Source organism: Saccharibacillus alkalitolerans (assembly GCF_011090185.1).
Classification (GTDB): Bacteria; Bacillota; Bacilli; order Paenibacillales; family Paenibacillaceae; genus Saccharibacillus; species Saccharibacillus alkalitolerans.
The window spans coordinates 190751-216157 of the sequence record NZ_JAAFGS010000007.1 but is presented as its reverse complement, the minus strand read 5'-3'; the positions used below and the strand labels follow the sequence as shown (position 1 = coordinate 216157).

At 61.5% G+C, this 25407-nt stretch carries 23 protein-coding genes; 8 read left to right on the top strand and 15 right to left on the bottom strand.

The window, feature by feature from the left end; genetic code table 11:
* Positions 1-4 precede the first annotated feature (4 nt).
* Positions 5-1669, bottom strand: a complete 1665-nt coding sequence (locus GYN08_RS18550; RefSeq protein WP_166277410.1) for an ATP-binding response regulator — start codon at positions 1667-1669, stop codon at positions 5-7.
* Positions 1670-2363: 694 nt separating this feature from the next.
* Here GYN08_RS18550 and GYN08_RS18545 point away from each other — a divergent pair.
* Positions 2364-4064 (top strand): DEAD/DEAH box helicase, encoded by a 1701-nt coding sequence (locus GYN08_RS18545; protein ID WP_166277407.1) that lies wholly within the window; start codon positions 2364-2366, stop codon positions 4062-4064.
* 181 nt (positions 4065-4245) lie between these two features.
* On the opposite strand, the gene GYN08_RS18540 is transcribed toward GYN08_RS18545, so the two are convergent.
* The 8 genes from GYN08_RS18540 to nirB form a co-directional block, all read right to left on the bottom strand.
* Positions 4246-5226 carry an SDR family NAD(P)-dependent oxidoreductase gene (locus GYN08_RS18540; protein WP_166277404.1) on the bottom strand — a complete coding sequence of 327 codons (981 nt, stop codon included), beginning with the start codon at positions 5224-5226 and terminating at the stop codon, positions 4246-4248.
* A 68-nt stretch (positions 5227-5294) separates the two neighbouring features.
* On the bottom strand, positions 5295-5822 hold the full coding sequence (locus tag GYN08_RS18535; RefSeq protein WP_166277401.1) for a TetR/AcrR family transcriptional regulator: 528 nt from the start codon (positions 5820-5822) through the stop codon (positions 5295-5297).
* Positions 5823-6110: 288 nt separating this feature from the next.
* On the bottom strand, positions 6111-6605 hold the full coding sequence (locus tag GYN08_RS18530; RefSeq protein WP_166277398.1) for a DinB family protein: 495 nt from the start codon (positions 6603-6605) through the stop codon (positions 6111-6113).
* Entirely contained in the window at positions 6602-7531 is a 930-nt protein-coding gene (locus GYN08_RS18525; RefSeq protein WP_166277395.1) for an ABC transporter substrate-binding protein, read from the bottom strand. Before GYN08_RS18525 ends, GYN08_RS18530 begins: the two co-directional genes overlap by 4 nt.
* A gap of 238 nt (positions 7532-7769) precedes the next feature.
* Positions 7770-8534, bottom strand: coding sequence for a uroporphyrinogen-III C-methyltransferase (cobA, locus tag GYN08_RS18520; RefSeq protein ID WP_166277393.1), 765 nt, complete (start codon positions 8532-8534; stop codon positions 7770-7772).
* On the bottom strand, positions 8531-8746 hold the full coding sequence (locus tag GYN08_RS18515; protein ID WP_166277390.1) for a hypothetical protein: 216 nt from the start codon (positions 8744-8746) through the stop codon (positions 8531-8533). The genes cobA and GYN08_RS18515 overlap by 4 nt, the downstream gene beginning before the upstream one ends.
* A gap of 62 nt (positions 8747-8808) precedes the next feature.
* Positions 8809-9177, bottom strand: coding sequence for a nitrite reductase small subunit NirD (nirD, locus tag GYN08_RS18510; protein ID WP_166277387.1), 369 nt, complete (start codon positions 9175-9177; stop codon positions 8809-8811).
* The gene (gene nirB / locus GYN08_RS18505; protein WP_166277384.1) at positions 9174-11660 is read right to left on the bottom strand and encodes a nitrite reductase large subunit NirB; all 2487 of its coding nucleotides are present in this window, start codon (positions 11658-11660) and stop codon (positions 9174-9176) included. Before nirB ends, nirD begins: the two co-directional genes overlap by 4 nt.
* A gap of 326 nt (positions 11661-11986) precedes the next feature.
* Here nirB and GYN08_RS18500 point away from each other — a divergent pair, with 326 nt between their 5' ends.
* Positions 11987-12583: an ANTAR domain-containing response regulator gene (locus tag GYN08_RS18500; protein WP_166277381.1), complete on the top strand. Its 597-nt coding sequence runs from the start codon at positions 11987-11989 to the stop codon at positions 12581-12583.
* A 13-nt stretch (positions 12584-12596) separates the two neighbouring features.
* The gene (locus GYN08_RS18495; RefSeq protein ID WP_166277378.1) at positions 12597-13718 is read left to right on the top strand and encodes an anthranilate phosphoribosyltransferase; all 1122 of its coding nucleotides are present in this window, start codon (positions 12597-12599) and stop codon (positions 13716-13718) included.
* Between the two features lie 628 nt (positions 13719-14346).
* Here GYN08_RS18495 and GYN08_RS18490 read toward each other — a convergent pair.
* The gene (locus GYN08_RS18490) at positions 14347-15081 is read right to left on the bottom strand and encodes an SMI1/KNR4 family protein (RefSeq protein WP_166277375.1); all 735 of its coding nucleotides are present in this window, start codon (positions 15079-15081) and stop codon (positions 14347-14349) included.
* Positions 15082-15442: 361 nt separating this feature from the next.
* Here GYN08_RS18490 and GYN08_RS18485 point away from each other — a divergent pair, with 361 nt between their 5' ends.
* From GYN08_RS18485 to GYN08_RS18470, 4 genes are read left to right on the top strand one after another with little or no spacing between them, the layout of a single operon-like run.
* The gene (locus GYN08_RS18485) at positions 15443-16513 is read left to right on the top strand and encodes a D-alanine--D-alanine ligase family protein (RefSeq protein WP_166277372.1); all 1071 of its coding nucleotides are present in this window, start codon (positions 15443-15445) and stop codon (positions 16511-16513) included.
* The gene (gene alr, locus GYN08_RS18480) at positions 16510-17787 is read left to right on the top strand and encodes an alanine racemase (RefSeq protein WP_166277369.1); all 1278 of its coding nucleotides are present in this window, start codon (positions 16510-16512) and stop codon (positions 17785-17787) included. Before GYN08_RS18485 ends, alr begins: the two co-directional genes overlap by 4 nt.
* Positions 17754-18599 carry a D-alanyl-D-alanine carboxypeptidase family protein gene (locus tag GYN08_RS18475; RefSeq protein ID WP_166277366.1) on the top strand — a complete coding sequence of 282 codons (846 nt, stop codon included), beginning with the start codon at positions 17754-17756 and terminating at the stop codon, positions 18597-18599. Before alr ends, GYN08_RS18475 begins: the two co-directional genes overlap by 34 nt.
* A complete protein-coding gene (locus tag GYN08_RS18470) occupies positions 18589-19956 on the top strand; it encodes an acyltransferase family protein (protein ID WP_166277363.1) in 1368 nt (455 codons plus the stop codon). The genes GYN08_RS18475 and GYN08_RS18470 overlap by 11 nt, the downstream gene beginning before the upstream one ends.
* 79 nt (positions 19957-20035) lie before the next feature.
* Here the strand turns inward: GYN08_RS18470 and GYN08_RS18465 are convergent, their stop codons facing one another.
* The 4 genes from GYN08_RS18465 to GYN08_RS18450 form a co-directional block, all read right to left on the bottom strand.
* Positions 20036-21211: an AbrB family transcriptional regulator gene (locus GYN08_RS18465; RefSeq protein WP_235946378.1), complete on the bottom strand. Its 1176-nt coding sequence runs from the start codon at positions 21209-21211 to the stop codon at positions 20036-20038.
* A 177-nt stretch (positions 21212-21388) separates the two neighbouring features.
* Complete coding sequence (locus GYN08_RS18460; protein WP_166277360.1) at positions 21389-21811, bottom strand: MerR family transcriptional regulator; 423 nt, start codon at positions 21809-21811, stop codon at positions 21389-21391.
* Between the two features lie 62 nt (positions 21812-21873).
* Complete coding sequence (locus GYN08_RS18455; RefSeq protein WP_166277358.1) at positions 21874-22596, bottom strand: SDR family NAD(P)-dependent oxidoreductase; 723 nt, start codon at positions 22594-22596, stop codon at positions 21874-21876.
* Between the two features lie 132 nt (positions 22597-22728).
* A complete protein-coding gene (locus tag GYN08_RS18450) occupies positions 22729-23178 on the bottom strand; it encodes an SRPBCC family protein (RefSeq protein ID WP_166277355.1) in 450 nt (149 codons plus the stop codon).
* 187 nt (positions 23179-23365) lie between these two features.
* Between GYN08_RS18450 and GYN08_RS18445 the strand changes: the two genes are divergently transcribed.
* On the top strand, positions 23366-24256 hold the full coding sequence (locus GYN08_RS18445; protein ID WP_166277351.1) for an AraC family transcriptional regulator: 891 nt from the start codon (positions 23366-23368) through the stop codon (positions 24254-24256).
* A gap of 88 nt (positions 24257-24344) precedes the next feature.
* On the opposite strand, the gene GYN08_RS18440 is transcribed toward GYN08_RS18445, so the two are convergent.
* Entirely contained in the window at positions 24345-25058 is a 714-nt protein-coding gene (locus GYN08_RS18440; protein WP_166277348.1) for a hypothetical protein, read from the bottom strand.
* Between the last annotated feature and the right edge of the window lie 349 nt (positions 25059-25407).

Sequence of the window (25407 nt, the reverse complement as noted above, 5' to 3'; positions counted from 1 at the left end):
GCTTTTACTTGATTCCCGTGACCGCCGAAAGCGCGCTGTACAGCTGAAGCTTTCTGAGCGGCTTGAACACGGTAAAGCGTATGCCGTCCAGGCCGGGAAGATCCGGCACGGTGCCGAGAGGCGCGAGCAGGACCACCGGCGGCGCTTCCGGCAGAGCCGCGATCCGGCCGGCCAAGTCCAGAAAGTGCATATCGAGCAGAACGAGATCGAAGACGTCGGCATCCAGCAGCTCCAGCGCTTTCTCCGCCGTCGGAACGCTCGACGGACGGGCTTCCCATTCGGACAGCAGGCGGGCGAGCACTTCAAGCGCCGAGACGTTGTCGTCCACGATCAGCACGCGCATGCCGTCCAGCCGCAGCGGCGCTGCCGTCCCCCCATCGAACTCCGCATAAGGGACAAAGGGCAGTTCGACGACGAACTCCGTTCCGGCGCCCCGCTCGCTGTCCACTCCGATGTTTCCTCCCATCAACTCGATCAAGTTCCGGGTAATGGCGAGTCCGAGTCCAGTTCCGCCGTAATGCACTTTGCCGTCCGAACCGTGAACCTGATGATACGTCTGGAACAAACCGTCCAGCTTTTCGGCCGCGATTCCGATCCCGGTGTCGCGCACCTTGATTTCCAACCGGACCTGATTCTCCTCCTGCGGCGGAACCTGGCGAACCGTCACCAAAATCTGGCCCTTATGCGTGAATTTCACCGCATTGCTGAGCAAATTCAGCAGGATCTGCCGCAGCTTGACCGCGTCGCCCTGCACGAACATCGGCAGGCCGTCCTCGATGTCGAGGATCAGCTCCACCCTTTTTTCAATCGCTCTCGGCGCCATCAGCGAAGCGACATCCTCGATCGTCGAAGCGGGGTCGAACAGCGAGATGTCGATCCCCTGCTTGCCGGCCTCCAGCTTACTGAAATCCAAAATATTGTTCGCCAGCGTAAGCAGAAAGCCGTTGCTCGAACAGATCATGTCCAGATAACGCTGCTGTTCCTCCGTAAGCTCGGTCAGCGCGAGCAGTTCGGACATCGCGATGCTGCCGTTGAGCGAATTGCGAATCTCATGAGTCATAAAAGCCAGGAAGTCGGCCTTCTGCTGCGTGGACTGCCGGGCCGCCTGCGCTTCTCCGCGGTACGCTTCCGCCAGCGCTTCGACGCTCTGCTTGTCTTCGTCCAGTCGGCGCAGACGCTCGCGGTCTTCCTCGAGACGCCGTTCCAGCTCGACGATATAAGACAGAAACAGCGCCATCGAGGTGACAAGTTCCAGGTCTTCCGGCGAAAAGCGTTCCTTGGAGCCGAGCGCCGCCAGACCGCCGAACTTGCGCCCGTCGGGATACGAAATCGGGAAGCCGATCAGCGAATATTCTCCTCCGAGGCCCGCAGCCGCGCGCGCGCGATAAGCGTCGCGGGTCAGCGGATGCTGCGAAGTTCGGGAGATGACCAGCGGGAGATCCCAGTGCGAACTGCTCCAACCCGCGAAATATTCCGGATCGAACCGAATTTCCTGTCCTTCGCGAACCAGTTCCCTGCCGCGATTGAACACTTTGACAACCGTACTTACCGCTCCCTCGCTGGATACGACCATAATGGATTCGGCCGCAATCCGCCTGCTGAGCACATCCACGACATGTTCGGCCGCCTGGGCGAAGTTCTCAAAAAATATGCGCTTATCGCGAGTCAACGCCACACCTCCCAAGGACCAATATAGGACAAGCTCATTCATTCGCCCGTATCGCTTGCAGTCAATCGAAAATTCGGCGGAAAACCTGTCTGAGTCTGTTGAAACGGAGGCTTCTGCTGCGGAGCGGGGCGGCACGCCTTCTGTCCGCGTGCCAGAAATCGCTATTTTCCTTCACTATAACTGAAAAAAGCGGCAAAAAAAACGCCCCGGGACGTCTTCACGAAATTATTTCGGGCTCCTGCGCCGGCTTCGGCGAAGCCGCTCGGCGGGTTCCGCCCGAATCAAAGCCTCTAACGATAAAACGCTCCCACATATCGGTTAACGCATTGATCCGGTAAAGCGATCGAACCCGGGCGTCCCGTGCGCATCCGACAGCGTTCCGTGAGGCGGCGCCTGTCGAAAAGATTTGTTACAACCCCGCGATTCGACTAAACTTATAGAAGAAAAAAACTCTCAACCGGCGAAAAGGACATCGGCGGAACGCGGCATACCGCCTGTCCCATCCCGGCTGTCCGTTAAACTGATGCGCCTTTTCCTCAATTTGACGGAAACGACTCTGTTTAAATCCGCGGTTCTATGTTAGACTTATACGTTGCATCATCTGCAATTCAATCGCAAATCTTACCGGCAATCCCGACTGCAACCGGCGGGCAGCCGAAATCCATAGATTTTTTTCATATACAAAGGAGCCATCATGACATTTAACGATTTGAACCTGATCCCTTCGATTCTCAAAGCGCTGCAAAAAGAAAACTACACGTCTCCGACTCCGATTCAGCAGCAGGCCATTCCCGTCGCCCTGGAAGGACGGGACGTGCTGGGCTGCGCCCAGACCGGCACCGGCAAAACGGCCGCCTTCTCGCTGCCGATCATCCAGCGCCTGTCCGCCGCGCCGGCTGCGGGCGGCAAGCGTCCGATCCGCTCGCTCATTCTGACGCCGACTCGCGAGCTCGCCATCCAGATTTACGATAACATTCGCGCGTACAGCCGCTATACCGAACTGCGCAGCGTCGTGATTGTCGGCGGCGTGTCGCAAACGCCTCAAGAGCGCGAACTTCAGCGGGGCACCGATATTCTGATCGCCACGCCGGGCCGTCTGCTCGACCTGATCAACCAGAAGCACGTCAGCTTGGACGTGGTCGAAGTTCTCGTTCTGGACGAAGCCGACCGCATGCTGGACATGGGCTTCATTCGCGACGTGCAGAAGATCATCGCCAGAACGCCGGCCAAAAAGCAGACGCTGTTCTTCTCGGCCACCATGCCGCCGGAAATCGCGGATCTTGTCGATTCGCTGCTCGTCGATCCCGCCAAAGTGGAAATCACGCCGGTCTCGTCGACGGTCGATCGAATCGTCCAATCGGTGTATCTCGTCGATAAACCGAACAAGCAGAAGCTGCTGAACGATATTCTTCAGGATGCCTCGATCGAGTCCGCGCTCGTATTCACGCGCACGAAGCACGGCGCGAACCGCGTCGCGCGCCTGCTCGACCGCGCCGGCATTTCGGCGCAGGCGATTCACGGCGACAAGTCGCAGAACGCCCGCCAGGCGGCGCTGAACAACTTCAAGAGCGGCACGACTCGCGTACTGGTCGCGACCGACATCGCCGCGCGCGGCATCGATATCGACGAACTGTCCCATGTCATTAACTTCAACCTGCCGAACATTCCGGAAACGTATGTGCACCGCATCGGCCGCACCGGCCGAGCCGGACGGGACGGCATCTCCATTTCGTTCTGCGAAACCGAAGAGCTGCCTTATCTGAAAGATATTCAGAAGCTGATCGGCAAGACGATCCCGGAAGTCAAAGACCATGCTTATCCGATGACAGGCGCCGTACCGGCCGTCTTGGAATCCGCACAGCAGGGCGGCCAGGGCAAATCGGGACGCGGGCGCAAAAACGGAGCGAAGAGCGAAGCCGGAACTCCTCAAGGCGGCTCTCAGGCTCAAGGCAAAGGCGGCGCGCCGAAAAACAAAGCGCAAGCCCAAGCCAAAGGCGGCTCGCAGCAAAGCGCCGCTAAGAGCGAAGCCAAAGGCGGCTCGCAGCAAAACGGCCGCGCGCGTAAGCCTGCCGCGGACGCAGCCGCGGCGCAGAGCGCCCAGCCGGCCGCAGGCGCAGGCTCGGCCAAAGGCCGCCCGGCCGGCCAACAGAGCCGGCCGAACGGCAAAGCCGCCGGCGCTCAGGCCGGCGGCGAAGCGGGCAAAGGCCGTGCCGTGCAGAAGCCGCACGGCGGCGCCCGCCCGGGCGCGGACGGCAAGCGCGTCCGCGGCGGCCGGCCGCAGGCAGGCACGGCAGCGTCCGCCCGCGCCAATGCGAACCGTCAATGGAAAGACGGTCAATGGGCTGCCGACACGCTGTACCGGGCCAGCCACGGTCTGTCCGGCGACAAAGCTTAAAACAGGCGGATCGCCCGCCGAGCCTTTCGGCAAAAGCTTGCACGGACAGCGCGCGTTATCGGCTCTGTAGGCGTTAGCGCCGCCGGCTTTCCGTGATCACATAAGCATCCAAAAAAGCGCGGCATCCTGCCGCGCTTTTCGGTATGCCCGAATATCGGAGTCCGCCGCTTTCGCCGACTGATCAGCCGCGCGATACCTTCTCCGCCGTTCGCTTTTTCATCGCCAGAATCGTATCCCGCACTCCCGTCTCGTAAGGCGTCGCCGGGATCGGACCGATCAGCGCCTCGTATTTCGCGCCGCTGAGCAGCAGCGGTTCTTGCGTCAGATACAGCATCTCCACGATCTCTTTCATGACCGGAGCGAACCGTCCCAGCATCGTCAGAGGCAGCCGGCCGAGCGGAAGCACCGGTTTGCTGCCGCCTGCCGCTTCCCGGGCAAGCTCCACCAGGCGTCTTCCCGCAACGGGACCGGCGGAAGGAATATGCCAACTTCCCCCGTAAGCTTCTTCCCGCAGCGCCAGCTCCACGATCATGACCGCAGCATCGGGCAGGTATACGAACTCCCGCGGAATCCGCATGCTGCCGATAAAGACCGTCGGCCGGCCGGCCGCGATGTCTTCGAAGGTCTGTCCCAGGTAAGAAGCTCGGTTCATCGACGGACCGTAATAGTCGGGCAGTCTCACGATCAGCTTCGGCGTTCCGTCGTACCGGGAATCGAACAGCAGCCGCTCGAACGCCAATTTGGTGCGTCCCTTCCGCGTATGCGGATTTTTCGGGAAATCTTCGCCGATCGGCTCGGCCGACGTTCTTTTTCCGTAAGGATAAATGCCGTCGACCGCGACCACCTTGGCTCCGGCGAGGGCCGCTCCTTCCATGACGGAACGTCCCATGGGCAGCAGCTTGTCCTCCATTTCGTGATACGGAATCGAAGCCGCATGGAAAACGACGTCGGTTCCTTCCGCCGCGGCCGCCACGTCTTCGGACTTGAACACGTCGCCGGTGCGCAGCTCCAGCCGTTCCGAACCGCCCAGTTCGCGCTTCAAGCGATCCAACTTCTCCGCCGATCGCCCGAACAGCACGGCCGGAATCTCCCGCTTCACCAGTTCCTGCGCGATCGCCATGCCCGTTCCGCCCGTTGCTCCGAGTACCAATGCTTTTTTCATGTTTTTCATCTCCCTTTAATTAATTAGTGATTGATCAATTACAAGTCAAGAAAAAAAGAGTCCGCCCTTCAGACGTTCTCTTCTTCCATCAATTCCGGCAGGTCGAGCGACATGGAGATATTGCAGAGCATCCCGCGCGCCAAAAACAGCAGCGTTCTCCGCTTCGGGTCCGCGATTCCCGCGCGCCCGAAAGCTTCTTCAACCATCGTCCTTACCTCGCGGAAGCCGCTTCGCATCGTTTCGACGATTCTCGGTTCCCCGATCGTCTGGGCCTGCATCTGCAGCAGTATTTCGCTTCTATGCTTCTCCATGATGCCGACGTAAGCTTCGACCAACTCTTCTTCCAGCGTATCCGCCCCCGCCCGATCGATCACCGCGCGAAAGGCTTCCGTCATGCGCTGCCAGGATACGCTCAGCGCTTCCGTCAGCAGATCCTCCTTCGTCGCAAAAAAGCGGAATACGTAAGGCTGCGAAATGCCCGCCCTCTCGGCTACCTTCGCCGTCGTGGCCCGGTAATATCCGATTTCCGCGAAAACGTCTACCGCCGCGGACACGAGTTCTTCCTTTCGATTGACCGAAGCCGCTTTTCTGGCCATATCCCTGCTCCTCTCTATTTTTATTGATTGATCAATTACAAATCATTATATCCGCTTTTCCTCAGAACGCAACCCCTTTTAACGAAAAAACTCCGCTTCGTCATCAGAGCCGCATCGCCGGGAAAGTCCCGTTCTCCGGCACAGCTCGGAAGCGGACAAGACACGCCAAACCAATCCGGCGCTCCGCTGTGGAACGCCGGGTCTTCGGCAATCCGGGCCGCATTCGCGAAACGGAGCTTTCGATGCTTCCGTCGGTCGTCCGGGCATCGGCTTCGCGGCCGCTTGCCCTTACATGTACAGCATCGAAAAGTGAAGCTCGTGCCCCAGCTGCTTCAAATAGTTGTACAGCTGCGAGCGATGATGGAACAGATGCGTCAGCGTCTCGATCTGCCACTGGATCTGCGTATGTTCCTGTCCCGGCTCCGCGTAGAAAGCTTTGGTGGCGCGGTTCATCAGATCGTCCGGGTCGAGCGAAAGGATGTAAGCTTTATACCGATCGAAGCTCTCGCGCAGAGCGGCGGCCAGGCGCTCGGGGTCCGACTCTTCGTTCAGGCTTCCTTCGATCCCGCCTACTTCTTCGGCTCCCGCTTCCTGCATAATCGCCAGGTCGCTTCGAGGCACGAGCGCGAAATGACGCACCAGTTCCGGCAGCGAACGCATATTGCCTTGAGGCCGGTAATCCCAGTCTTCGGGCCGGATGCGGCGGATCAGCGCTTCCCCGGTGCGGACTCCCGTTTCCAATTCGTGCAGCAGATGATCGCGGATTCGCAGAACTTCGTTCATTTTTCCATCTCCTCCTTAAGGCGTTCCAGCATGGTGATGCGGCTGTAAGACTGCGTTCCGGTGAACGTGCCGTCGGCCAGCGGCTTTTCGAAGCCGTAGAGGCGCCCTTCCCGAACGGCCGACATCTCTTTCCAACCGGGCTCGTTCTTCAGCTTCTCCAGCTCCTCCCGCATATCCACCGCGTACTCCGTCCAGTAGCCGTCCATGAAAATATAATCCGGATCGAGCTCGGACAGCGCGGCTTCATCGAGCATGATTACCTGGCCCATGGCCTCCTCTTCGACCGGAAAGCGAAAGCCGAGATCTTCGTAAAGAACGGGGAGCGCGGAAGGAATCAGCGTAAGGTCATCGCGATCTTTTGCGAGATACACGTAAAGCGCCGTTTTCCCGCCGTCCGGATTCCATTTTTTCTTGAACGCCTTAATGTCCTTTTCGTACTGCCCGATCAACTTTTCTCCGTTGGCTTTCTGTCCGCTTAAGTTCGCCAACATGCGCAAGTTTTCCTTCCAGTCGGCATCGGCTTCCGACAAAATGACCGGCGCGACGGCCGACAGCTCGGCGATATGCTCGGCCTCGGAGCCTCCCGCAGCGATAATGGCATCCGGCGCGAATGCCTGAAGCGCTTCGGGACTGCCGGTGTCGACTTTTTCCAGGTTGGCGATGTACGAGTTAAGGCCGCCGAACAAGGAGAACTTAATCCCCTCGGATATGCCGGCCAGCTTCAAGTCCAGAGCCATGGCGTCTTCGATCGGATACTCCGTCCCGTCGAGCAGAATCTTCTCCGCCTTCTTCGGCACTTCGACCGCTTTTCCGCCGTAAGTCAATTCATGCGTACCGCTTAAGTCTTCGCCGCCGCAGCCGGACGCCAGCAGCCCCAGTCCCAGAACGAGCGGCAGCGCCGCGCGAGCAGCAAACCCTTTTCTCAAGCTTATGCACCCTTTCCCCGTTTGCCGGAGTCGTCACTTCCAAGATAGCCGCAGGACCGAACCGACGGCAAGACTCGGAACGAATATCCCGGCGATAACGGCAAAAAAGCGACTTTTGAAAGGGGGAGTCTTCAAAACCCCGCAGCGAATAAGGGGCCAAAGTTCCGCCCCTTTTGTCCCATCCCGTCTTCCGCGGCAGGCAGGCATGCCGGCCGCGCCTTCCATCGTAAACCCGGGCTTAAACGGCGCCGTACCGTTCCGAAACAACCGGCTGCAGCTTCTCCCTGATCCCGACCGTATCGCCGACCAGCAGCATCGCCGGGCTGCCGACCTTCATCGCGGCGGCCAGCCGGGCGATATTCCCGAGCGTGCCCGTCACGACCCGTTCCGCTTCGGTCGTCGCGTTCTCGACCAGCGCGGCCGGAGTATCGGCGCCGCGCCCGTAGCGGATCAATTCCCCGCAGATCTCCTCCAAGCGGGCCACGCCCATATAGACCGCCAGCGTGTCGGCCCCCTGCGCAAGCAAATCCCAACGCACCGGCGCGCCGTCGTCTCCGCAGCGGCTGCCGGTCACGACGGCGAACGATGCGGCCGTGCCCCGATGAGTCAGCGGGATGCCGGCCGAAGCGGATGCGCCCGCAGCCGAGGTCACCCCCGGCACCACTTCGAACGGGATGCCCGCTTTGGACGCGGCCAGCGCCTCTTCGCCTCCCCGGCCGAATACGAACGGATCGCCGCCCTTCAGCCGCACCACATGATGGCCGACCCTGGCGTAATCGACGATCAGCCGGTCGATCTCCTCCTGCGTCAGGGCGTGGCGGCCGGGCGCTTTTCCGCAGTAAATCTTGAGCGTGCCCGGCGGGCAGTGCTCCAACAGCTCGTCGCTGACGAGGCGGTCGTACAGCACCACGTCCGCTTGCTCCAGCCGTCTCAACGCCTTGACGGTAATCAGCTCCGGGTCGCCGGGTCCCGCGCCGACAATCGAAATGCGCCCCCGGCTCATACGCCGTTCTCCCGCCCGGACGGACGGCGTTCTCCGGTAGCCGCGGACGGCAGAGCGGCCCGAACCTCGCGAACGCGAATTCGGACAGCGCGGCCGGAAGCGGCATTCGCCGGCCTTACGCGGACCGACAGCCGCGCCCTCGGCTGTCCCGTCCTTCCGCCGTCTCCATCGATCATTGCCTGCGCGATTTTGCCGCATCTGACGTCAACCATGAAATCCCCTCGCTTTCGAATATGAACGCCGACCCGGCGCGCGCCCGGCGCATGGTCGCGCCTTAGGCGCTATGGCTGTCCGGCCCGGCGGCCGAACTTTGAGCGCTTCCGTCCAGCGTCAAGAAAATCGTGCCGTCCGCGGCAACTTCCGTCTCGAACGTCTCGATGCAGCCTTTGTCCGGGGCAAGCGCCTCTCCGCTGCGAAGATCGATCCGCCAATCGTGCAGCGGGCAGTGGACCACCGGTCCGCATACCATCCCTTCGGACAGAACGCCGCCTTTGTGCGGGCAGCGGTTCTCCACGGCCAGAATCTCGTCGTCCGACAAACGGAACAGCGCGATCTCCAGCCCGTTCACATTCAAGCGCCGGGATCCCTGCGGATCGATATCGTTCAAGCTTCCTACGCGCACTTTGCCCGTCAACGGTCTCATGCCGATTCCTCCTCTGTCCGCTCGCCGGATTCTTTTGCCGCCGGGACGGCCTGAGCCGCCGGCAGCTTTTCGAAATTTTTGCGCAGCTCCGGCTCGTTCACGATCTGCTTCCACGGATCGACCGTCCGGTCCAGCGTATCGCGCAGTCTGGCGTGCAGCGCTTTGCGCTCTTCCTCGTCGTCCAGCACCGATTTGATATGCGTCAGGCCGACCCGCTCCACCCATGGCGCGGTACGCTCGTTCCAGGTCGCGTTTTCCCGGTAATACTGCAGGAACGCGCTTGCCCACTCTTCCACTTCGTCGTCCGTCTTGACGACGCCCAGCAGCTCGGTCGCCCGGACGTGAACGCCGGCATTGCCGCCGACATGCAGCTCCCAGCCGCCGTCGATCGCCACGACGCCGAAGTCTTTGACCGTGGCTTCGGCGCAGTTGCGCGGGCAGCCGGAGACGGCGAGCTTGACCTTCGCCGGCGCGTTCATCCGCTCGAACGCCTTTTCCAGTCTGACCCCCATGCCCATCGCGTCCTGGGTGCCGAAGCGGCAGAAGGTGGAGCCGACGCACGTCTTGACCGTGCGGAGCGCTTTGCCGTAACCGTGCCCCGAAGGCATGTCCAGCGCCTCCCAGACGCCGGGCAGATCTTCCTTCTTCACGCCGAGCAGATCGAGCCGCTGCCCGCCGGTAAACTTGACCAGAGGCACGGCGAACTTCTCCGCGACCTCGGCGATCCGCTTCAGCTCGGTCGGCGAAGTGACGCCTCCGTAGATGCGCGGGATGACCGAATACGTGCCGTCCTTCTGAATATTCGCGTGATAGCGTTCGTTCGTGAAGCGGGATTCTTTCTCGTCCTTGTACTCCGCCGGGAACAGCATGCCCAGATAGTAGTTGAGCGACGGGCGGCATTTGGAGCAGCCTTCCTCGTTGTTCCAATCCAGCACGTTCATGACTTCTTTGACCGTCTTGAGGCCCATGCGCTTGATCTCGGCGACGATCTCGTCGCGGCTGAGGCTCGTGCATCCGCAGATGCCTTCCTTGACCGTCACGACGTCGTCTCCGGCATAGATCTGCAGCAGTCCTTCCACCAGCGGTTTGCAGCCGCCGCAGGAAGCGGAAGCCTTCGTGCAGCCTTTGACCTGTCCGAGGCTGGTGCAGCCGCCTTCGATGGCCGATACGATATCGCCTTTGGATACTCCGTTGCAGCCGCAGACGATCTCGTCTGCCGGCATGGCCTCGAGCCGCGCCGACGCGCCGCCTCCTCCGCCGCCTGACGACAAGGCATCCGCGGGCAGGCCGAGCAGCAGTTCTTTTTCCCGTCCCGCGATGCTCTCCCCGCTCTTGATCAGCGAGAACAGCGAAGCGCCTTCGCCCGTCTCCCCGAACAGCACGGCGCCGATCAGACGATCGTCCAGCACGACCAGCTTCTTGTATACGCCTTCGATCTCGTCCTGATAGCGGAGCGACCTCGCGCCTTCCGGTTCGACGAATATACCTCCGGAGAACACGTCGACGCCGGAGACTTTGAGCTTGGTCGAGGTGACGGAACCCTCGTAACCGCCGGTCTCGATGCCCGCCAGACGTTTCGCCAGCACCGCTCCTTGTTCGTACAGCGGAGCGACCAGCCCGTACGCGATGCCGCGGTGCTGCGCGCATTCGCCGACCGCGTGAATGCCGGGCAGGTTCGTCCGCATATAATCGTCGACGACGATCCCTCGTTCGACCGTAATGCCGCTGCGCTGCGCGAGAGCGGTATTCGGACGAATGCCTACCGCCATGACGACCAGGTCAGCTTCGAGCATGCTGCCGTCCTTGAACAGCAGTCCTTTGGCCCGCTGCTTGCCGAGCACGGATTCCGTTTGTTTTTTGAGCAGGAATTTCATGCCCTGAGCTTCCAGCTCCTTCTGCAGCATAATGGAGGCGGGGCGATCCAGCTGGCGTTCCATCAAATATTCGTTGATATGAATGACGGTGACGTCCATGCCCAAATTCAGCAGGCCGCGGGCCGCTTCCAACCCGAGCAGGCCGCCGCCGATAACCGCCGCTTTCTTGTGTTGGCGGGAAGCTTCCTGCATCGCCTGACAGTCTTTGATATCGCGGAAGCCGATCACGCCTTCCTTTTCCGCGCCTGGAATCGGCAGAATAAAGGCATTGGAGCCGGTAGCCATGATCAGCTCGTCATACGCCGCTTCGATCCCGCCCTCGGCATAAACTTTGCGGTTCCCGGGATCGATCTCCGTGACCGTCCGACCCAAATGCAGCGTGATGCCGTTGTCCCTGTACCAGCCCAGATCGTTGATCACGATCTCTTCCATGCTCGCGCCGCCGGCCAGCACCGACGACAGCATGATCCGATTGTAATTCGGATGCGGCTCCGCCCCGAATACGGTAATCTCGTACAGGTCCGGCGCCAGCTTGAGCAGATGTTCGATCGTGCGGACGCCGGCCATGCCGTTGCCGACCAGCACCAGTTTTTTGCGCTTGGTTGTCATATGAAGTCGCTCCTTCCAGAGGGAGAATCGGAATTTGGACAGACGGAGAAAACGCAAACAGCCCGCTTCACCCGCCGCGGAAAACGCAATCGTTTCCCGTTGCCGTATCAGGTGAAAGCAGGCGCCATTGCCGCTTCAGTCGGACACATCTTTGTATCCGCATCAATTCTTGAAACCGACTATACCGGATTTCGATTATCGCGTCAACAATTTTGACATTTAATTTTTGTGATTTTAAAATAATCGACAAATTAACGATTTTCGTGTTATATAAATTAACACATTATAAAGACGAGAAAGGATTCTGAATACAAGGAGCGTCGTTCATGCACAGTGTATTGATCGTGCACCACTCTTCCGATCCGCCGTATGATCCCGATTCGGACAATAGAGGACCGACCCGATTGCTCGGCGGCTGCGGCTATATTGCCCGGTCGGCTAGAAGCCGGGATGAAGCGTTCGACCTTGTCGGCGAGACCGACGCCGCCGTGCTCGCCCTGCCGATTACCGAAATGAACGGTTGGGCCGACCTGCTGCTGTCCCGAAAGACCGTCCCCGTCCTCTGGTGGTGTACGTCGGAGACGGCTACGCTGTCCGTATCGGCCTGCGAAGACGACGTAAGGATCGACGGCGTGCTGTCTCCGTTCATGCAGCCGGCCGAGATCCATTGGATTTTGCACTTCAGCGCCAGACGATGCTACGAACGCGCGCAGTGGGCCAAGGAACGGGAGAAACTGCTAGCCCGGCTCGAAGAACGCAAGTGGATCGACATGGCGAAAGGCATCTTGTCGAAGACGAAAAACATTTCCGAATCCGAAGCCTATGACCTGCTGCGCAAACAGGCGATGAACGAGCGAAAACGAATGGTCGACGTCGCCACCTCCATCGTCAAAGTCTATCAGCTGCTGCATGAACAATCCTGAGGAGGCCGCCCATATGATCGATTTGTTAAAAGAAGTCGCCCGCGGCAAACGCGGAGCGCGCGACTTGGATTACGGGGAATCGCTGGAAGCCGCGGAAAGCATTCTCGGCGGCCGCTCCACCCCCGCGCAGACCGGCGCGTTCCTGATCGCCCAGCGGCTGAAGCTGGAAAGCGTGGAAGAACTGGAAGCGTTCGTGTCCGTCTGTCGAAGACACGCTTACCGGGAATGCCGGAAGCCCGGCATCGACTTCGCCGGTCCCTACGACGGCCGGCAGAAGACATTTTGGGCGTCGCTGCCGACCGCATTCGTCGTCGCGGCTGCAGGCGTGCCGGTCACGCTGCACGGCTCGGCGCCTCTGCCGCCGAAATACGGCGTGGTCCTGCACGACATGCTCCGGGCGTCCGGCATCGACCCGTCGCGCCTCGGCCGCGCGGACGCGATCGCGGCGGCGGACGCAAGCGCGGCGGCGAACCCTGCGGCGGACGGGCGCGACGCGGCGGGCGGAGGCGTGCTGTTCGCCGACTCCGCCAAATGGTGTCCTCCGCTCGAGCGGCTGCACGGCATCCGCGAGGAACTCGGCATGCGCACGCTGCTGAACACGGCGGAGAAGCTCGTCGATTACGCCTGCTCGCCGTATCTCGTACTGAGCGTGTTCCACAATACGGTCATCGACCGGCTGGCCCGGCTCGTAAACCGGCTCGGCTACCGCAAAACGCTGATCGTCCAGGGCGTCGAAGGCTCGGAAGACGTGTTCATCCACCGGCCGACCCGGATTCACACGGCGGAAGACGGCCGCTGCGAGTTGGACCTGCTCGATCCGGAAATGTACGGGTTGGACACGGAGATGCCGGAGGAAGGACACTGGACCGCCCGCCGCCAGCTCGATACGCTCGAAGCCGTGCTTCAGGGCGGCGGGCATATGGCGTACTACAATCAGACGCTGCTGAACGCGGCGGTAAGGCTGCATCTGACCGGAGCCGTCGGCTCGGTCGAAGAAGGGATCTACACCGCCAAGCCGCTGCTGGACGACGGCTCGGCGTGGAAAATCTACGAAGCGTGGAGCGGCGCGCTGCGGGACGCCGCTCCCGCAGGCGGCGCTTCCGCCCCGGTCGGAGCCGAGGCGCGCCAAGGCTGACGGCGGCGGACGGAGGCCCGGGTTACTGCGGTGAGGCCGGCGGTTGGCGCAGCGGCGGCAGACAGCTAAGGGCAACGAGGGTTCCGCCGCCCCGGCTGGCCGCGAGGCGGCGATTAGCGGAGCACGGCAGACGGCGAAGAACGCTGCGGATTCCGCTGTCCCGACTGGCCGCGAGGCTGCGATTAGCGAGGCTGCGACGGCGAAAAAAAGCCGCAGCCTCGCCTTTGTCCTGCCTTTCCCCGCTAACGGAACGGGATGACTCTTAAAGCGGCTTTTTCGCTTTTTGAACATTCTAACGGAACCGAGTGACGCTTAGATCGCGAAAAATCCGATTTCAACAAGCATCGAAGCTGATTTTGAGCGCTAACGGATATACGATCCGTTAACGTTCAAAAAACGCGCCAAAAAGACGGCTAACGGACATACGATCCGTTAGCCGTCTTTTTGGCGTCGGGCAGCGCCGATTCTCACGTCAAGCAGCGCCGGATATGCGCCGAGCCGAGCCGCGCTTAAAACGGTGCTCGCGCCGCTCTCGGCATTCCCGTGCAGTCCCGCTCAGCATAAGCAAATATTCGCATATTCGCCTACTTGCGTACTCGCGCACCCCCGCACTCGCCTATTCGCCGCGTCATTCCTGTTCTTTTTCCCCGCCGAACAGCACCGCCTTCATCTCGCCGAACGAATCGGCCAGCTGCCGCATATGCGGCTCCACGTTCGCTCGGACGCCCGCGCCCTCGGGACCCAGATCGACCAGGTAATCGTGCAGCATCCAGACGACGGGGCAGTCGCCGTCTTCGCGCCGCCGCTCCAGATCGAAGCAGATCGGGCCCTGGCCGTCTTCGCCGATCGCGAACGGCAGATAGCCCGCGGCGATCAAATGTCCCCAGTCTTCCGCGGCATTCCGCTCCAGTTCGGACAGCCGCAGCTCCGTCGTCAGCGCCGGAAGCGTAAACGACATGCAGCCGCCCACGTAGCCGCCGCGTCCGTCTTCCACCCCCGCCGACGTCCAGCTCACCAAGTGATAAGCCTGAAGCGCTGCCCGGAAAGACGGCGGAAATTCCGCGCCCAGCCTCGACTCCGATTCCCCGATTTCCCGGTCCGTAATCGTCGAGGGGACGGGCTTCCAGAACTTCCACTCGCCGTCGTCCTCGTCCGCCAGCTCTTCCGGCACTTCGCGTTCCCCGTCCAGCATGTCGGCCGGAATGTTGCCCGCCACATCGTAAAACAGCATGCGAAAACGTTCGTTTCCGCAGCGTTCGTCGATTCTCCGGCGAATGTCTTCGATCTCCGCGTCCAGCCTTGCCGATTCGCGCCCCGCCGTCCCTTCGGTTCCGCCTGCGTTTTCCGCTTCACGCTCGTTCATCCCTCTTTATCCCCTTTCCTGTCCAGGCGCCCGTTCGGAGAGCTCCGCAATCCGTTCGCCTTCCGTCTTCTTTTCCAACTTTATCAGACGGGCCGCCTCAGGAAAAGGCGAACTGCAGCCTCCTTTCTCGGTCCGCGAAGAATGCGATTTTCCGCCGGCGAAGCGAGATCCCGATTTTTCGAAAAAAAATCTTATGCCACCTTATATCCGGTACGACCATCTAAATAGGCGCTTCAATTCCCCCGTACTTTCAAATTTCGCAAGGTCGAAATTCCGAAAACGCGCGATAAATTTCGACGATGCTGCGTCTTTCGTGTACTGCTGCGCAGGAATCGACCCATAAAAAAGGAGCTGAATGCCCATGATCGTTTATGTTCTGTACGGAGGCCAATCGCCGGAACACGAAGTGTCGCTGAAAACGGCGGCCACGGTGCTGAAGGCGCTGGACACGCGAAAACACGAGGTATATCCCATTTATATTTCCCGCGACGGGCGGTGGACCGGGCTTGGCCGGATGCCCGAAGAAGGTCTGACCGCGGATAAGCTGACGCCGGCTTCCCGCCATGCCGACGCGGCGTCTTCGCTCGGCGAAGTCTTGAAAAACGAATTCTCCCGTCCCGGCGAAAAAGTCGCGCTGCCGCTGCTGCACGGCGCGAACGGCGAAGACGGCACGGTGCAGGGACTGCTGGAGCTGCTCGACATCCCGTATGTCGGCAACGGCGTCCTCTCCGCGGCCATGACGCTGGACAAAGACGTGACCCACCGGCTCGCCGGTCTCGCCGGCATCCGCCAAACGGCGTACGAAGTCGTCACGCGGCGCCAATGGAACGAAGACCGTCCGGGCGTGCTGCGCCGCCTGGAGGAGCGCGACCTGCTGCCGGGCTACGTCAAGCCGGCGACGCTCGGCTCCTCGATCGGCATCAGCCGCTGCGAAGATCGCGCCGCGCTGGAAGCCGGCATCGAAGAAGCGCTGCGGTACGACGTCAAGCTCGTCGTCGAGCGCGAGGTTCCCGGCCGCGAGATCCAGGTCGCGGTCATGGGCAACGACCGCCCGCAAGCTTCGCTGCCGGGCGAATTCCTGCACGGCGTGAAGTTCTTCGACTTCCGCGCCAAATACGCCGACCCGACGCTCCGCATGTCGATTCCGGCGGAGATCCCGCCCGCGGCCGCCGAGGAGATCCGCGAATCGGCGATCCGCGCCTATGAAGCGCTCTGCTGCTCCGGGCTGGCGCGGGTCGACTTCTTCCTCGGCGAAGACGGCCTGATCTACCTGAACGAGATCAACGCGCTGCCCGGCTTCACCGGCACCAGCATGTACCCCGTCATGTGGGAGCGGACGGACGGCACGAGCTACGCGTCCCTGATCGAAAAGCTGATGGACTACGCGCTGGAGCGCAGCCGCGCTCAAGCGTCCGTCGGCGGCGTCCGATGAGCGGCGCCGTGTACCGGGACACCCGGGCGGACGTCGACACGGCGGCGATTCGGCGCAATCTGTCGAAGATCCGCCGCCGTTTCCCGGCTTCGGTCCGGCTGATGGCGGTCGTCAAAGCGGACGGCTACGGGCACGGCGCGATCGAGAGCGCCGAAGCGGCCCTGGAAGCCGGCGCCGACATGCTCGGCGTCGCGCTGCTCGAAGAAGCCGTCGAGCTGCGCGAGCACGGTATCCGGCTGCCGATTCTCGTGCTGGCGCCGGTCCCGCCGCAGTACGCGGAGCTCGCGGCCGCGCTGGATATCCGGCTGACCGTCACGGAAGCCGATTGGTTCAGGCAGCGCGAAGAGCTGCGGCGGCCGAGAGACGGAAGCGGCGAAAGGGAGGCCTCGAACCGAAGGGACGGCTGCGTCGGCACGATCGGGACGGCGGGCGGCGGGAATGCCGCAGGCGGCGCCCTTCCGCTTCGCGTGCACGTCAAGTTCGATACCGGTCTCGGCCGGATCGGGCTGCGAAGCCGGGAAGAATGGGACCGGCTCGTGCCCTGGCTCAAACGGGACGATATCGTCGCGGAAGGGCTGTTCACGCACTTCGCCACGGCGGGCTGGGCGGACACTTCGTTCGTGCGGCTGCAGTACGAGCGCTTCCTGTCCATGACGGAATGGGCGAGTGCGTCGGGGATTCGCTCGCCCCTTTTACACTGCTGCGGGAGCGCGTCGGCGCTGCGATTTCCGGAAATGACACTCGATATGATCCGGATCGGCGCGGCCGCTTACGGCTTCTATCCTTCGGCGCTGGCTCCCCAATGGGAGCTGGAGCCGGCGCTGACGCTGCGCAGCGCGCTGATCCAGGCCAAGCGGGTATCCGCCGGCGACACGATCGGCTATGACCGCGCCTATACGGCCCGGGGCGAGGAATGGATCGGCACCGTGCCGATCGGCTACGCCGACGGCTGGTCGCAGATCATGCAGGGCGGCGAAGTGCTGGTCGGCGGCAGACGCGCCAAGGTCGTCGGCCGGATCGGCATGGACCAGCTGACGGTCCGGCTGCCCGGCCCCTGCCGGGCGGGCGATGCGGTAGTTCTGATCGGCAGTCAGGACGGCGAAAGCATCTCCTGCGCGGAAGCCGCTTCGCGCGCGGGCATCGTCCCGCAGGAGATCACCGCTTCGCTGACGCGGCGGGTCCCGAGAAACTACGAAAAAGAACGGCCGGCGAACGAAGATTCGACGAAGGAGGGATACGCATGGAGACCCGTACACCATACGTTTCGAGGATAAACGGAGATCGTAAAAACACAGCCGATCAGGCAAATCCGCTTGATCGAGCGGATCAAGCAGATCAAACGAATCAAGCGGATCAAGCAATCGGGGCGGATCGGACGGATCATACGGACGGGGCAGCCCGAACGCATCTGCCGCACCCGCCGCATTCGTCTCGTTCGGGGAACGCGCCGCTCGGCCCGGACGCCGAACATGTACCGGTCCTGGTCAACCGCGACCACCCCGCGGCCGAAAGTCCAGCGGATACGGAACAGCGGCTCGCCCCGGTCGGCTCCCGTCCGGGCATCCGGGCGCTGGACGACGGCATCCGGCTCGATCGAACCTGCCTGAACCGGCTGGACGCGCTGCTGGATGCCGTGAGCGGCAAAGACGGCATCGTCGTCGTCAGCGGCTACCGCGATCTGGCCGAGCAGACGGAGATCTACTCTTCTTCGCTGCGGGAAAACGGTCCGGCCTACACGGCCAAATTCGTCGCTCTGCCCGGCTGCAGCGAACACCATACGGGGCTTGCCGTCGACGTCGGCTCGGCCGCCGGCGGACTGGACTTTATCGCGCCGGAATTCCCGGACGACGGCGTCTGCGGAGCATTCAAAGCGAGAGCCGCCGAATTCGGCTTCGTCCAGCGCTACAAAGCGCACAAAGAGCACCTGACCGGCATCTCCTGCGAACCGTGGCATTTCCGCTATGTCGGCGCGGCCCATGCCGCGATCATGGAAGAGCGCGATCTGTGCCTCGAAGAGTACGTCGAATGGCTGCGGCGGCAGGCGGACGGGAAGCACGGAAACGGAGAAGATCCTCATGGGCACTAAAACGGCATCGAGCCTCGGCGGCGGACAGGAACGCCCGCCCGGTGCCGACAGCGCCTACAGCGCCGGCGGCGACCGTATCGGCAGCACGGGCGGCGGCGGAAGCACCGTCAGTTCTGGCAGCGGCGGCGGTGCCGGCGGTACCGCAATCGGCCCGTCCCGGAACATCGGCGGCACGGACTGGCTCAAGTTCATCGCCGCGCTGCTCGTCATCGCCAACCACACGTCTCCGCTGGCCAGCGTCAGCCCGCAGGCCGACTTTTGGATTGCCGGGCTGATCTCTAGGGTCGCCGTGCCGATCTTCTTTATCGGAGCGGGATTTTTCCTCTTCCGCAAATTTTCGGACGACGTCTCCGCTGGCCGGTCCGCCGTCGTCCGCTATACGAACAAGATCGCGCTGCTGTACGGCTTGTCGATCCTGATCTATCTGCCGCTCAACGTTTACAAAGGCGATTTCAAGGGAGGCTTCGATCTTTTTGCCGTACTGCGCGATATCGTGCTGGACGGCACCTTTTATCACCTCTGGTTTTTCCCGGCGCTCTGGATCGGCATCTGGCTGATTTATGCCCTGAGCCGCCTGCCTTCGCTGTTTTGGAGCTGGGCGGCCGCCGCTATTCTGTACGCGATCGGACTGCTGGGCGACAGCTACTACGGTTTCGCCGCGGGCTCGCTGCATCTGAAACCGGCGTACGACGCGCTGTATCAATGGATGGATTACACGCGCAACGGCCTGTTCTTCGCGCCGCTGCCTATTCTGGCAGGCGCGGCGCTGGCCCGCCGGACAGGCGGAGTCGGACGCGCAGCGTTCAAGGCAGGCGGAGCGGCGGACCGGGAGCCGGCAGTCTCCGCTCCTGTCCGAGCCTCTTCCACGCCGCCTGAGCCACGCCGGAAGCGGACGCCGTCCGGGTCCGCCCGCTCCGCGAATGCCCGGATCGGCGCCGCGGCGCTTCTCGCCCTCGCGCTGCTGGTCGCCGAAGGCGAATGGGTCCGCGGCCTGGACCTGCCCCGGCACGACAGCATGTATCTGTTCTCGCTTCCGGCCGCGTTCCTGCTGTTCCTGTGGTCGACGACCTGGAACGTGCCCGGTTCCAAGCGGCTGCGCGCGTGGAGAACGTGGGTCTATATTTTGCACCCCCTGGCGATCGTCCTCGTGCGCGGCGCCGCCAAAGCCGTAAACGGCGAGCGGCTGCTGATCGAGAGCAGCCCGGTGCATTACGCCGCCGTCTGCCTGCTCTCGGTCGTCCTCGCCGCGTTCGCGGCCGCCGCCATGAACCGGTTCGGCACATGGCGCCGAGGCGCGCGCACCAAAAAGCGCGGGGAAAATTCTTCTTCCTCCGCGCCTTTGCGCCGCTTTTTCTAGGGCATGTCTTCAAATTCGCCCATGCTTCACGCCCGGCAAGAAATGCGTCTCCGGTTTTTGGTCGCATATCGAATTTGTTCTAATAACGCCGCCCTGTGCCTTCATCGACTTCGCGAACCGGGGCCTCCGTCCCTTCCGCTTCGGGAAAGACTTTCGCCGTATTCCCGGCTCTCCGGTCCGTATACCGAAACAGCAGCCGCAGCAGCGGCGGAATCGCGAAGAAGATGAAGAACGTGCGGAACAGCTGATACCCCGACACGATCGACAGATCGGCGCCGATCGAGTGGGCGATGATTCCCATCTGGTCCATGCCGCCCGGCGCCAGGCTGAGCAGCGAGGTCGCGGACGATACGGGCTCCAGACGGGTCAGCAGCGCGCTCAAGCCGATCGAACCGGCCAGCAGCAGCACGCCGCTGAGCAGCGCCAGCGAGAACGTGCGGATTTTATGTTCGATCTGCGCCGGCTTCAGCAGCATGCCGACGTACGTCCCGATCGCCAGCTGCGCGGCGTCGGTCAACCCGAGCGGCAGCGACGGCGCGTGAAAGCCGGTCGCCTGCAGCAGCGCCGTGCCGAACGCCGGACCGAGTAGGAAGGCGGTCGGAAACCGAATCTTTTTCCCCAGCACGGCCAGCCCCACGCACAGCGGCGCATACACCAGAATATTCGGAAACAGCCCGCGCCACGGCACTTTCGCCGAGACCGCGGTCTGCGCCGCCTCGCTCGCATGCTGCCCGAACAGCGGACTGTAGATCAGAAGCGGGATGCAGACGATGATCAGCAGCAGCCGCAGCACCTGGTTAACCGTCACCAGCGTCAGATCGGCACCCTTGGTCTCTTCCGCCAGAATCAGCACCTGCGACAGTCCTCCCGGCACGCTGCCGAGCAGCGACGTCTTGAAGTCGGCGCCGGACAAACGGCCGATCACGTACGCGATGCCGGCGCACAGCAGCAGAAGCAGGAACGTCATCAAGATCATATACGGCACTTGAGAACCCATGCGCCGCAGCGCTTCTCCCGTCATGGCGAGCCCGATCGTATAACCGACGACGATCATCCCTCCGTTGCGGATCTGCGAAGGCCAGGCATAGCGCCCTTTCAGCAGATTGGACCTGATCAGCGCCGCCGTCATGGGACCGAGCAGCCACGGAACGGGCAGACCCAGCAGCTTGAACAGGCCTGCGCCCGCAAGGGAGATCAGCAGGGCCAGTCCGGTTCGCGCCCATAGGTTTCCTTTTGCGGCTTGTCGATCGCTCATTGCGCATTCCTTCTTTCCGTAAAACCTGGATATTCGCCGAAAAAGCTTATCTTTTCATTATACCCCTTCCTTTCCCGCGGAGCGAAAACGCCAAAAAGCGGCAGCGCCGAGTTACCGGTCCTGCCGCTTTTTCGTTTATTCTTTTCGATGTCCGCATACGCTGTCCGTCTCTGCCGCTTACTCGTAACTCGACAGGTCGCATCCCCTATCGTCCACCGAAGGATTCAACCTCAATTCGTCGTAATGGCTCATTTTGTAGTCCAGCACTTTCCGCACGCTCCGCAGCCGTTCGATCTCTTCGTCGACTCTCCGGCGGCAGGATTCCAGAATGCTTTTCCGAATCTCGATCGTCCCGTCTCCTTGATCGACCAGCATGCGAAACTGCTTCATTTCCTCCAACGTCATCCCGATCGATTTGAGCTTCATCAGAAAAATGATGCTCTGCACCTGATTCGACGTGTAGAAACGATGCCCGTTCGGCTTGCGCTCGGCGGGCGGCAGCAGGTCGATGCGCTCGTAATACCTCAGCGTATCCTCGGTCAGGCCCGTAAGCTCCGACGTTTCGCGGATCGTCATCGGTTTGTCGGGAATCTCGATCATGGCATTCACGCTCCTTCCTGCATGCGCGCCCTTCGGCGAATCATGCGAATGTCAGCCGTATCTTACCAGGGAATCTCGCCGTTTTCGTCGAAGAATCGTCCCGACGGACCGTCCTCGCCGATCAAGGCAAGCTTCGCTACGGTGCCGGCGGAATGCGAGACGGTGCGCGTCCCGCTGTGCCCGTTCAGGTCGGTCGCGGTATAACCGGGGTCGACGGCGTTGATCTTGAGCGGGGTTCCGGCGAATTCTTTGGCGAACAGGACGGTCACGGCGTTCAGCGCCGTCTTGGAACTGTTGTAATCCAGCGGATTGGCTCCGTAATGCTCGTGGTTCGGATCGCTGTTGAACGTCAGGGAACCCAGCCCGCTGGACACGTTCACGATGCGGCCGAGCGGCGCTTTTTTCAATAAAGGCAGCAGCGCTTGAATGATCTGGATGGGACCGAACACGTTGACTTCGTATACGCGGCGGACGTCCTCGATGTTCTGCTCGCTCGGAACGTTGCCTCCCGCGCCTATTCCGGCATTGTTGATCAGCACGTCCAGCGAAGGCGTAAGGGACGCGATCTGTTCGGCCGCAGCCGCGATAGCGGACGGACTCGCGACATCGATCCGGATATGCTCGGCTTCGACGCCTTCTTCGCGCAGCCGTTCAACCGCTTCCCGGCCGCTGTCTTCGCCGCGCGCTCCCAACAAGACGAAGTAACCCTGTTTGCCGAGCTGCCTTGCCGTTTCGTAACCGATCCCTTTATTGGCACCCGTAATGAAAACCGTCTGCTTCTGCATCGTTGCTCATCTCCTCGGAATCGTATTCAGCGGCCGCTTGAGCCCAGACTACTACCTGGAGCATACTCCAAGTCAAGCGAATTCCCGAAAATAAGCAAAAAGATTTTGGAGAGAGCCGCGCCGTTTCGCTTCCTACCAGCCGAAATCCAGCGTTTTGCCCGTTTCGCACCACGTCTTGATCGAGCTGATCACCATCGGCCAGGCGCCGCTCGCATTGCCGAAGCCCGGGTGGTTCTCGGTCCATTCGTCGTTGATCAGCGTCAATTTGGTACAGCTCCCCGACGGTTCCAATTCGAAAGTCACCCGCGTGCGCAGCTCGGCGTGATTGTCGTAATACGACGGCCCCGGATGTTCGGAATAGCTGAGCCGGCGGCCCGGTTCGAACGCCAGGACGCCCCCGTAGACATGTACCGTTTCCCCGCCGTCGCTGCCGGGGCCCACATACTCGAACGGCGCGCCCACCTCGAACGAAGACTTCAGCCGCGATCCGAAAAAGACGGCTCTCGTCCCTTCCGGCGACACCAGCGCTTCCCATACTTTTTCCGGCGATGCGTCGACATAAATCACGTATTCCAGCTTCATTGCATATTCCTCCCGTTGGATCGATTCGGAAAACGTCCGCGCCGCTTTTGCGTCTCGCGCGGCCGCGCCTTCCGTGTTACAATCAGCTTAACTTGAAGAACGTACATTCGCATAGTAAAAACGCGACAGACCGGGCGGCGGGAATCCGACGCGTTACCCGGAAGCGCGCCGCAGGAGGACAATGACGATGCAAAGCCGATTATCGGTTCCGAACCGTCTGCCGCCGGGCGGCCCGGCCGCTCCGAGAACTCCCTTTTTCGACTCGTCCGAGCCGGGGCTCGGCGTGCTTCGCCCCCGCGAAGGCCGCGAGAAATTTCGGCTGCTCCGCTATGACCCGTCTCCCAAGTTGGCCGGATTCGTCCGCCATTATTGGACGGTCGAATGGGATTTGACCGACGCCGAACCATACCGCCAGGATGTCGTGCCCAATCCGTGCGTGAATCTGGTCATCGAGCCGGGCCGGACATTCGGCTTCCCGCCTTCGCCGTCGAGATTTTCGAAGCCCCTTTCCGGCCAAGGCCGCGTGTTCGGCGTCAAGTTCCGGCCCGGCGGCTTCTATCCTTTTTACCGCGAATCGCTGGCCGAACTGGACGGGCGGCCGATTCCCGTCGACCGGATCATCGCCGCTTCCGGCGCGGAACTGGAGCGGGCGCTGGCCGAGTCGGACGATTCCGGCATGGTCGCCCTGCTCGATCGGCTGCTGCTGGACGCATCGCCGGTTATGGACGCGGAAACGGCTCTGCTGCACGACATGACCCGCCGAATCGCGGAAGACCGCGAATTGACGAAGGTGGACGGACTGTGCGCCGCTTTCGACATCGAAAAAAGGACGCTGCAGCGCCTGTTCAGCCGCCGGATCGGACTCGCTCCCAAATGGGTCATCCGGCTGCACCGGCTCCAGGAAGCGGCCGACGCGCTGGAACGCGGCGGTCCGAACGGTTCGCGGCCGATTCTGCTCGACCTGTCGCACGAGCTCGGCTATCACGATCAAGCGCATTTTATCAAAGATTTCAAAGCGGTCGTCGGCGTGACGCCGGAGGCTTACGCGCAGAGAGCGAGGCTCGGAGCCGAACGATAGGAACCGAGCGTTCGGGCGCAGAAGCGGAAACGACGAAAAACCCGACCGGGTCTGCAAGCAGACCGGACCGGGCTTTCGGCATATCTGGTTATCGGGCGACCAGCTTGAGTTCGCCGTCTCTGGCATACACGTAAAATCCCTGCGAGCCGCCGGATGTCAAACGGAATAGAATCAGATAGGCTTTGAGATGCCGCGAATCGACGGCTTGGTCCGCCTTCAATTCCGCTTCGGCCTCTTCGAGCAGCGAAGCCGCCGGCCGAACGCCGAGCACCCGGCGATCCTTCCAATCGAAGATCGCATAGGTGTCGCCGTTGATCAAATAGACGACCTGCGCCTTGGTACGATCGCCGTCGACCTGCTCCGGTCCGCTGCCTTCGCCGATTCCCCCCTCAATGGTGTTCGCGCGGACGCCGGCGTCTTCGAGCGCACGAATAACCGTGACGTAATTATGTTCCGCACGCATGTAGGCGGGAAACCGCAGCAGCGTGTCGGCCTGAAACCTTTCGTAATAATGGCCCAGCACGTCCCGATACAGCGGATTGGCGGCGACCGGCCTGCTGATCGCGATGAAAAGCACCAAGGCCAGCCCGATCGACGCCAGCGTGAACGGAAGAGAGGCCTTCATCCCCCACCGATTCAATACAAACAGCACGGCTGCGATCAGCAGCACTCCTCCGGCATAATACAGAGGAACGATCTGCCGCGCGTACAGATCCCGAGAACCCAGGACGAACCAGATCGCCGTAACGATCAGCAGTGCCGCAGCGTTGATCGCGATCCTCCCTGTCATCTCGCCGCTCATTCGCCCCATCCCTTTCGCCGCATTTTGACTTCCCGCCGATCGAAGTAAAGTTGAAGATGAGGCGATTCATATTCATCCCCCCTCTTTTCAAACCTTTTGAACCATAAATTAGGCATCATCCTTTAAATAGTATCATTGCTTGATAAATAAGTAATAAGCCTTCCGTCCTTATTGCGAAAAATTATAATTTCACTTTGAAAATTGAAAACGCGTGCACAGCAGATTAACAAAAAACGAAACGCTGGCTGTCCCCGTTCTCCGCGACGGCGCACTCCTTCTTTCCGGCTTAGCATAAAACGGTACCTCTCGCGTTAAAGTTCGGAAGCATGCGCTTCAGTCATTCGGGCAG

Coding starts and splice junctions, on each gene's coding strand:
- GYN08_RS18465 (WP_235946378.1), bottom strand. CDS start 21,211: ATGAGCGATCGACAAGCCGCAAAAGGAAACCTATGGGCGCGAACCGGA.
- GYN08_RS18470 (WP_166277363.1), top strand. CDS start 18,589: ATGGGCACTAAAACGGCATCGAGCCTCGGCGGCGGACAGGAACGCCCG.
- GYN08_RS18500 (WP_166277381.1), top strand. CDS start 11,987: ATGCACAGTGTATTGATCGTGCACCACTCTTCCGATCCGCCGTATGAT.
- GYN08_RS18515 (WP_166277390.1), bottom strand. CDS start 8,746: ATGGTTGACGTCAGATGCGGCAAAATCGCGCAGGCAATGATCGATGGA.
- GYN08_RS18455 (WP_166277358.1), bottom strand. CDS start 22,596: ATGCAGAAGCAGACGGTTTTCATTACGGGTGCCAATAAAGGGATCGGT.
- GYN08_RS18440 (WP_166277348.1), bottom strand. CDS start 25,058: ATGAGCGGCGAGATGACAGGGAGGATCGCGATCAACGCTGCGGCACTG.
- cobA (WP_166277393.1), bottom strand. CDS start 8,534: ATGAGCCGGGGGCGCATTTCGATTGTCGGCGCGGGACCCGGCGACCCG.
- GYN08_RS18530 (WP_166277398.1), bottom strand. CDS start 6,605: ATGAACGAAGTTCTGCGAATCCGCGATCATCTGCTGCACGAATTGGAA.
- GYN08_RS18460 (WP_166277360.1), bottom strand. CDS start 21,811: ATGATCGAGATTCCCGACAAACCGATGACGATCCGCGAAACGTCGGAG.
- GYN08_RS18485 (WP_166277372.1), top strand. CDS start 15,443: ATGATCGTTTATGTTCTGTACGGAGGCCAATCGCCGGAACACGAAGTG.
- GYN08_RS18445 (WP_166277351.1), top strand. CDS start 23,366: ATGCAAAGCCGATTATCGGTTCCGAACCGTCTGCCGCCGGGCGGCCCG.
- GYN08_RS18545 (WP_166277407.1), top strand. CDS start 2,364: ATGACATTTAACGATTTGAACCTGATCCCTTCGATTCTCAAAGCGCTG.
- GYN08_RS18535 (WP_166277401.1), bottom strand. CDS start 5,822: ATGGCCAGAAAAGCGGCTTCGGTCAATCGAAAGGAAGAACTCGTGTCC.
- GYN08_RS18490 (WP_166277375.1), bottom strand. CDS start 15,081: ATGAACGAGCGTGAAGCGGAAAACGCAGGCGGAACCGAAGGGACGGCG.
- GYN08_RS18540 (WP_166277404.1), bottom strand. CDS start 5,226: ATGAAAAAAGCATTGGTACTCGGAGCAACGGGCGGAACGGGCATGGCG.
- GYN08_RS18475 (WP_166277366.1), top strand. CDS start 17,754: ATGGAGACCCGTACACCATACGTTTCGAGGATAAACGGAGATCGTAAA.
- nirB (WP_166277384.1), bottom strand. CDS start 11,660: ATGACAACCAAGCGCAAAAAACTGGTGCTGGTCGGCAACGGCATGGCC.
- alr (WP_166277369.1), top strand. CDS start 16,510: ATGAGCGGCGCCGTGTACCGGGACACCCGGGCGGACGTCGACACGGCG.
- nirD (WP_166277387.1), bottom strand. CDS start 9,177: ATGAGACCGTTGACGGGCAAAGTGCGCGTAGGAAGCTTGAACGATATC.
- GYN08_RS18450 (WP_166277355.1), bottom strand. CDS start 23,178: ATGAAGCTGGAATACGTGATTTATGTCGACGCATCGCCGGAAAAAGTA.
- GYN08_RS18495 (WP_166277378.1), top strand. CDS start 12,597: ATGATCGATTTGTTAAAAGAAGTCGCCCGCGGCAAACGCGGAGCGCGC.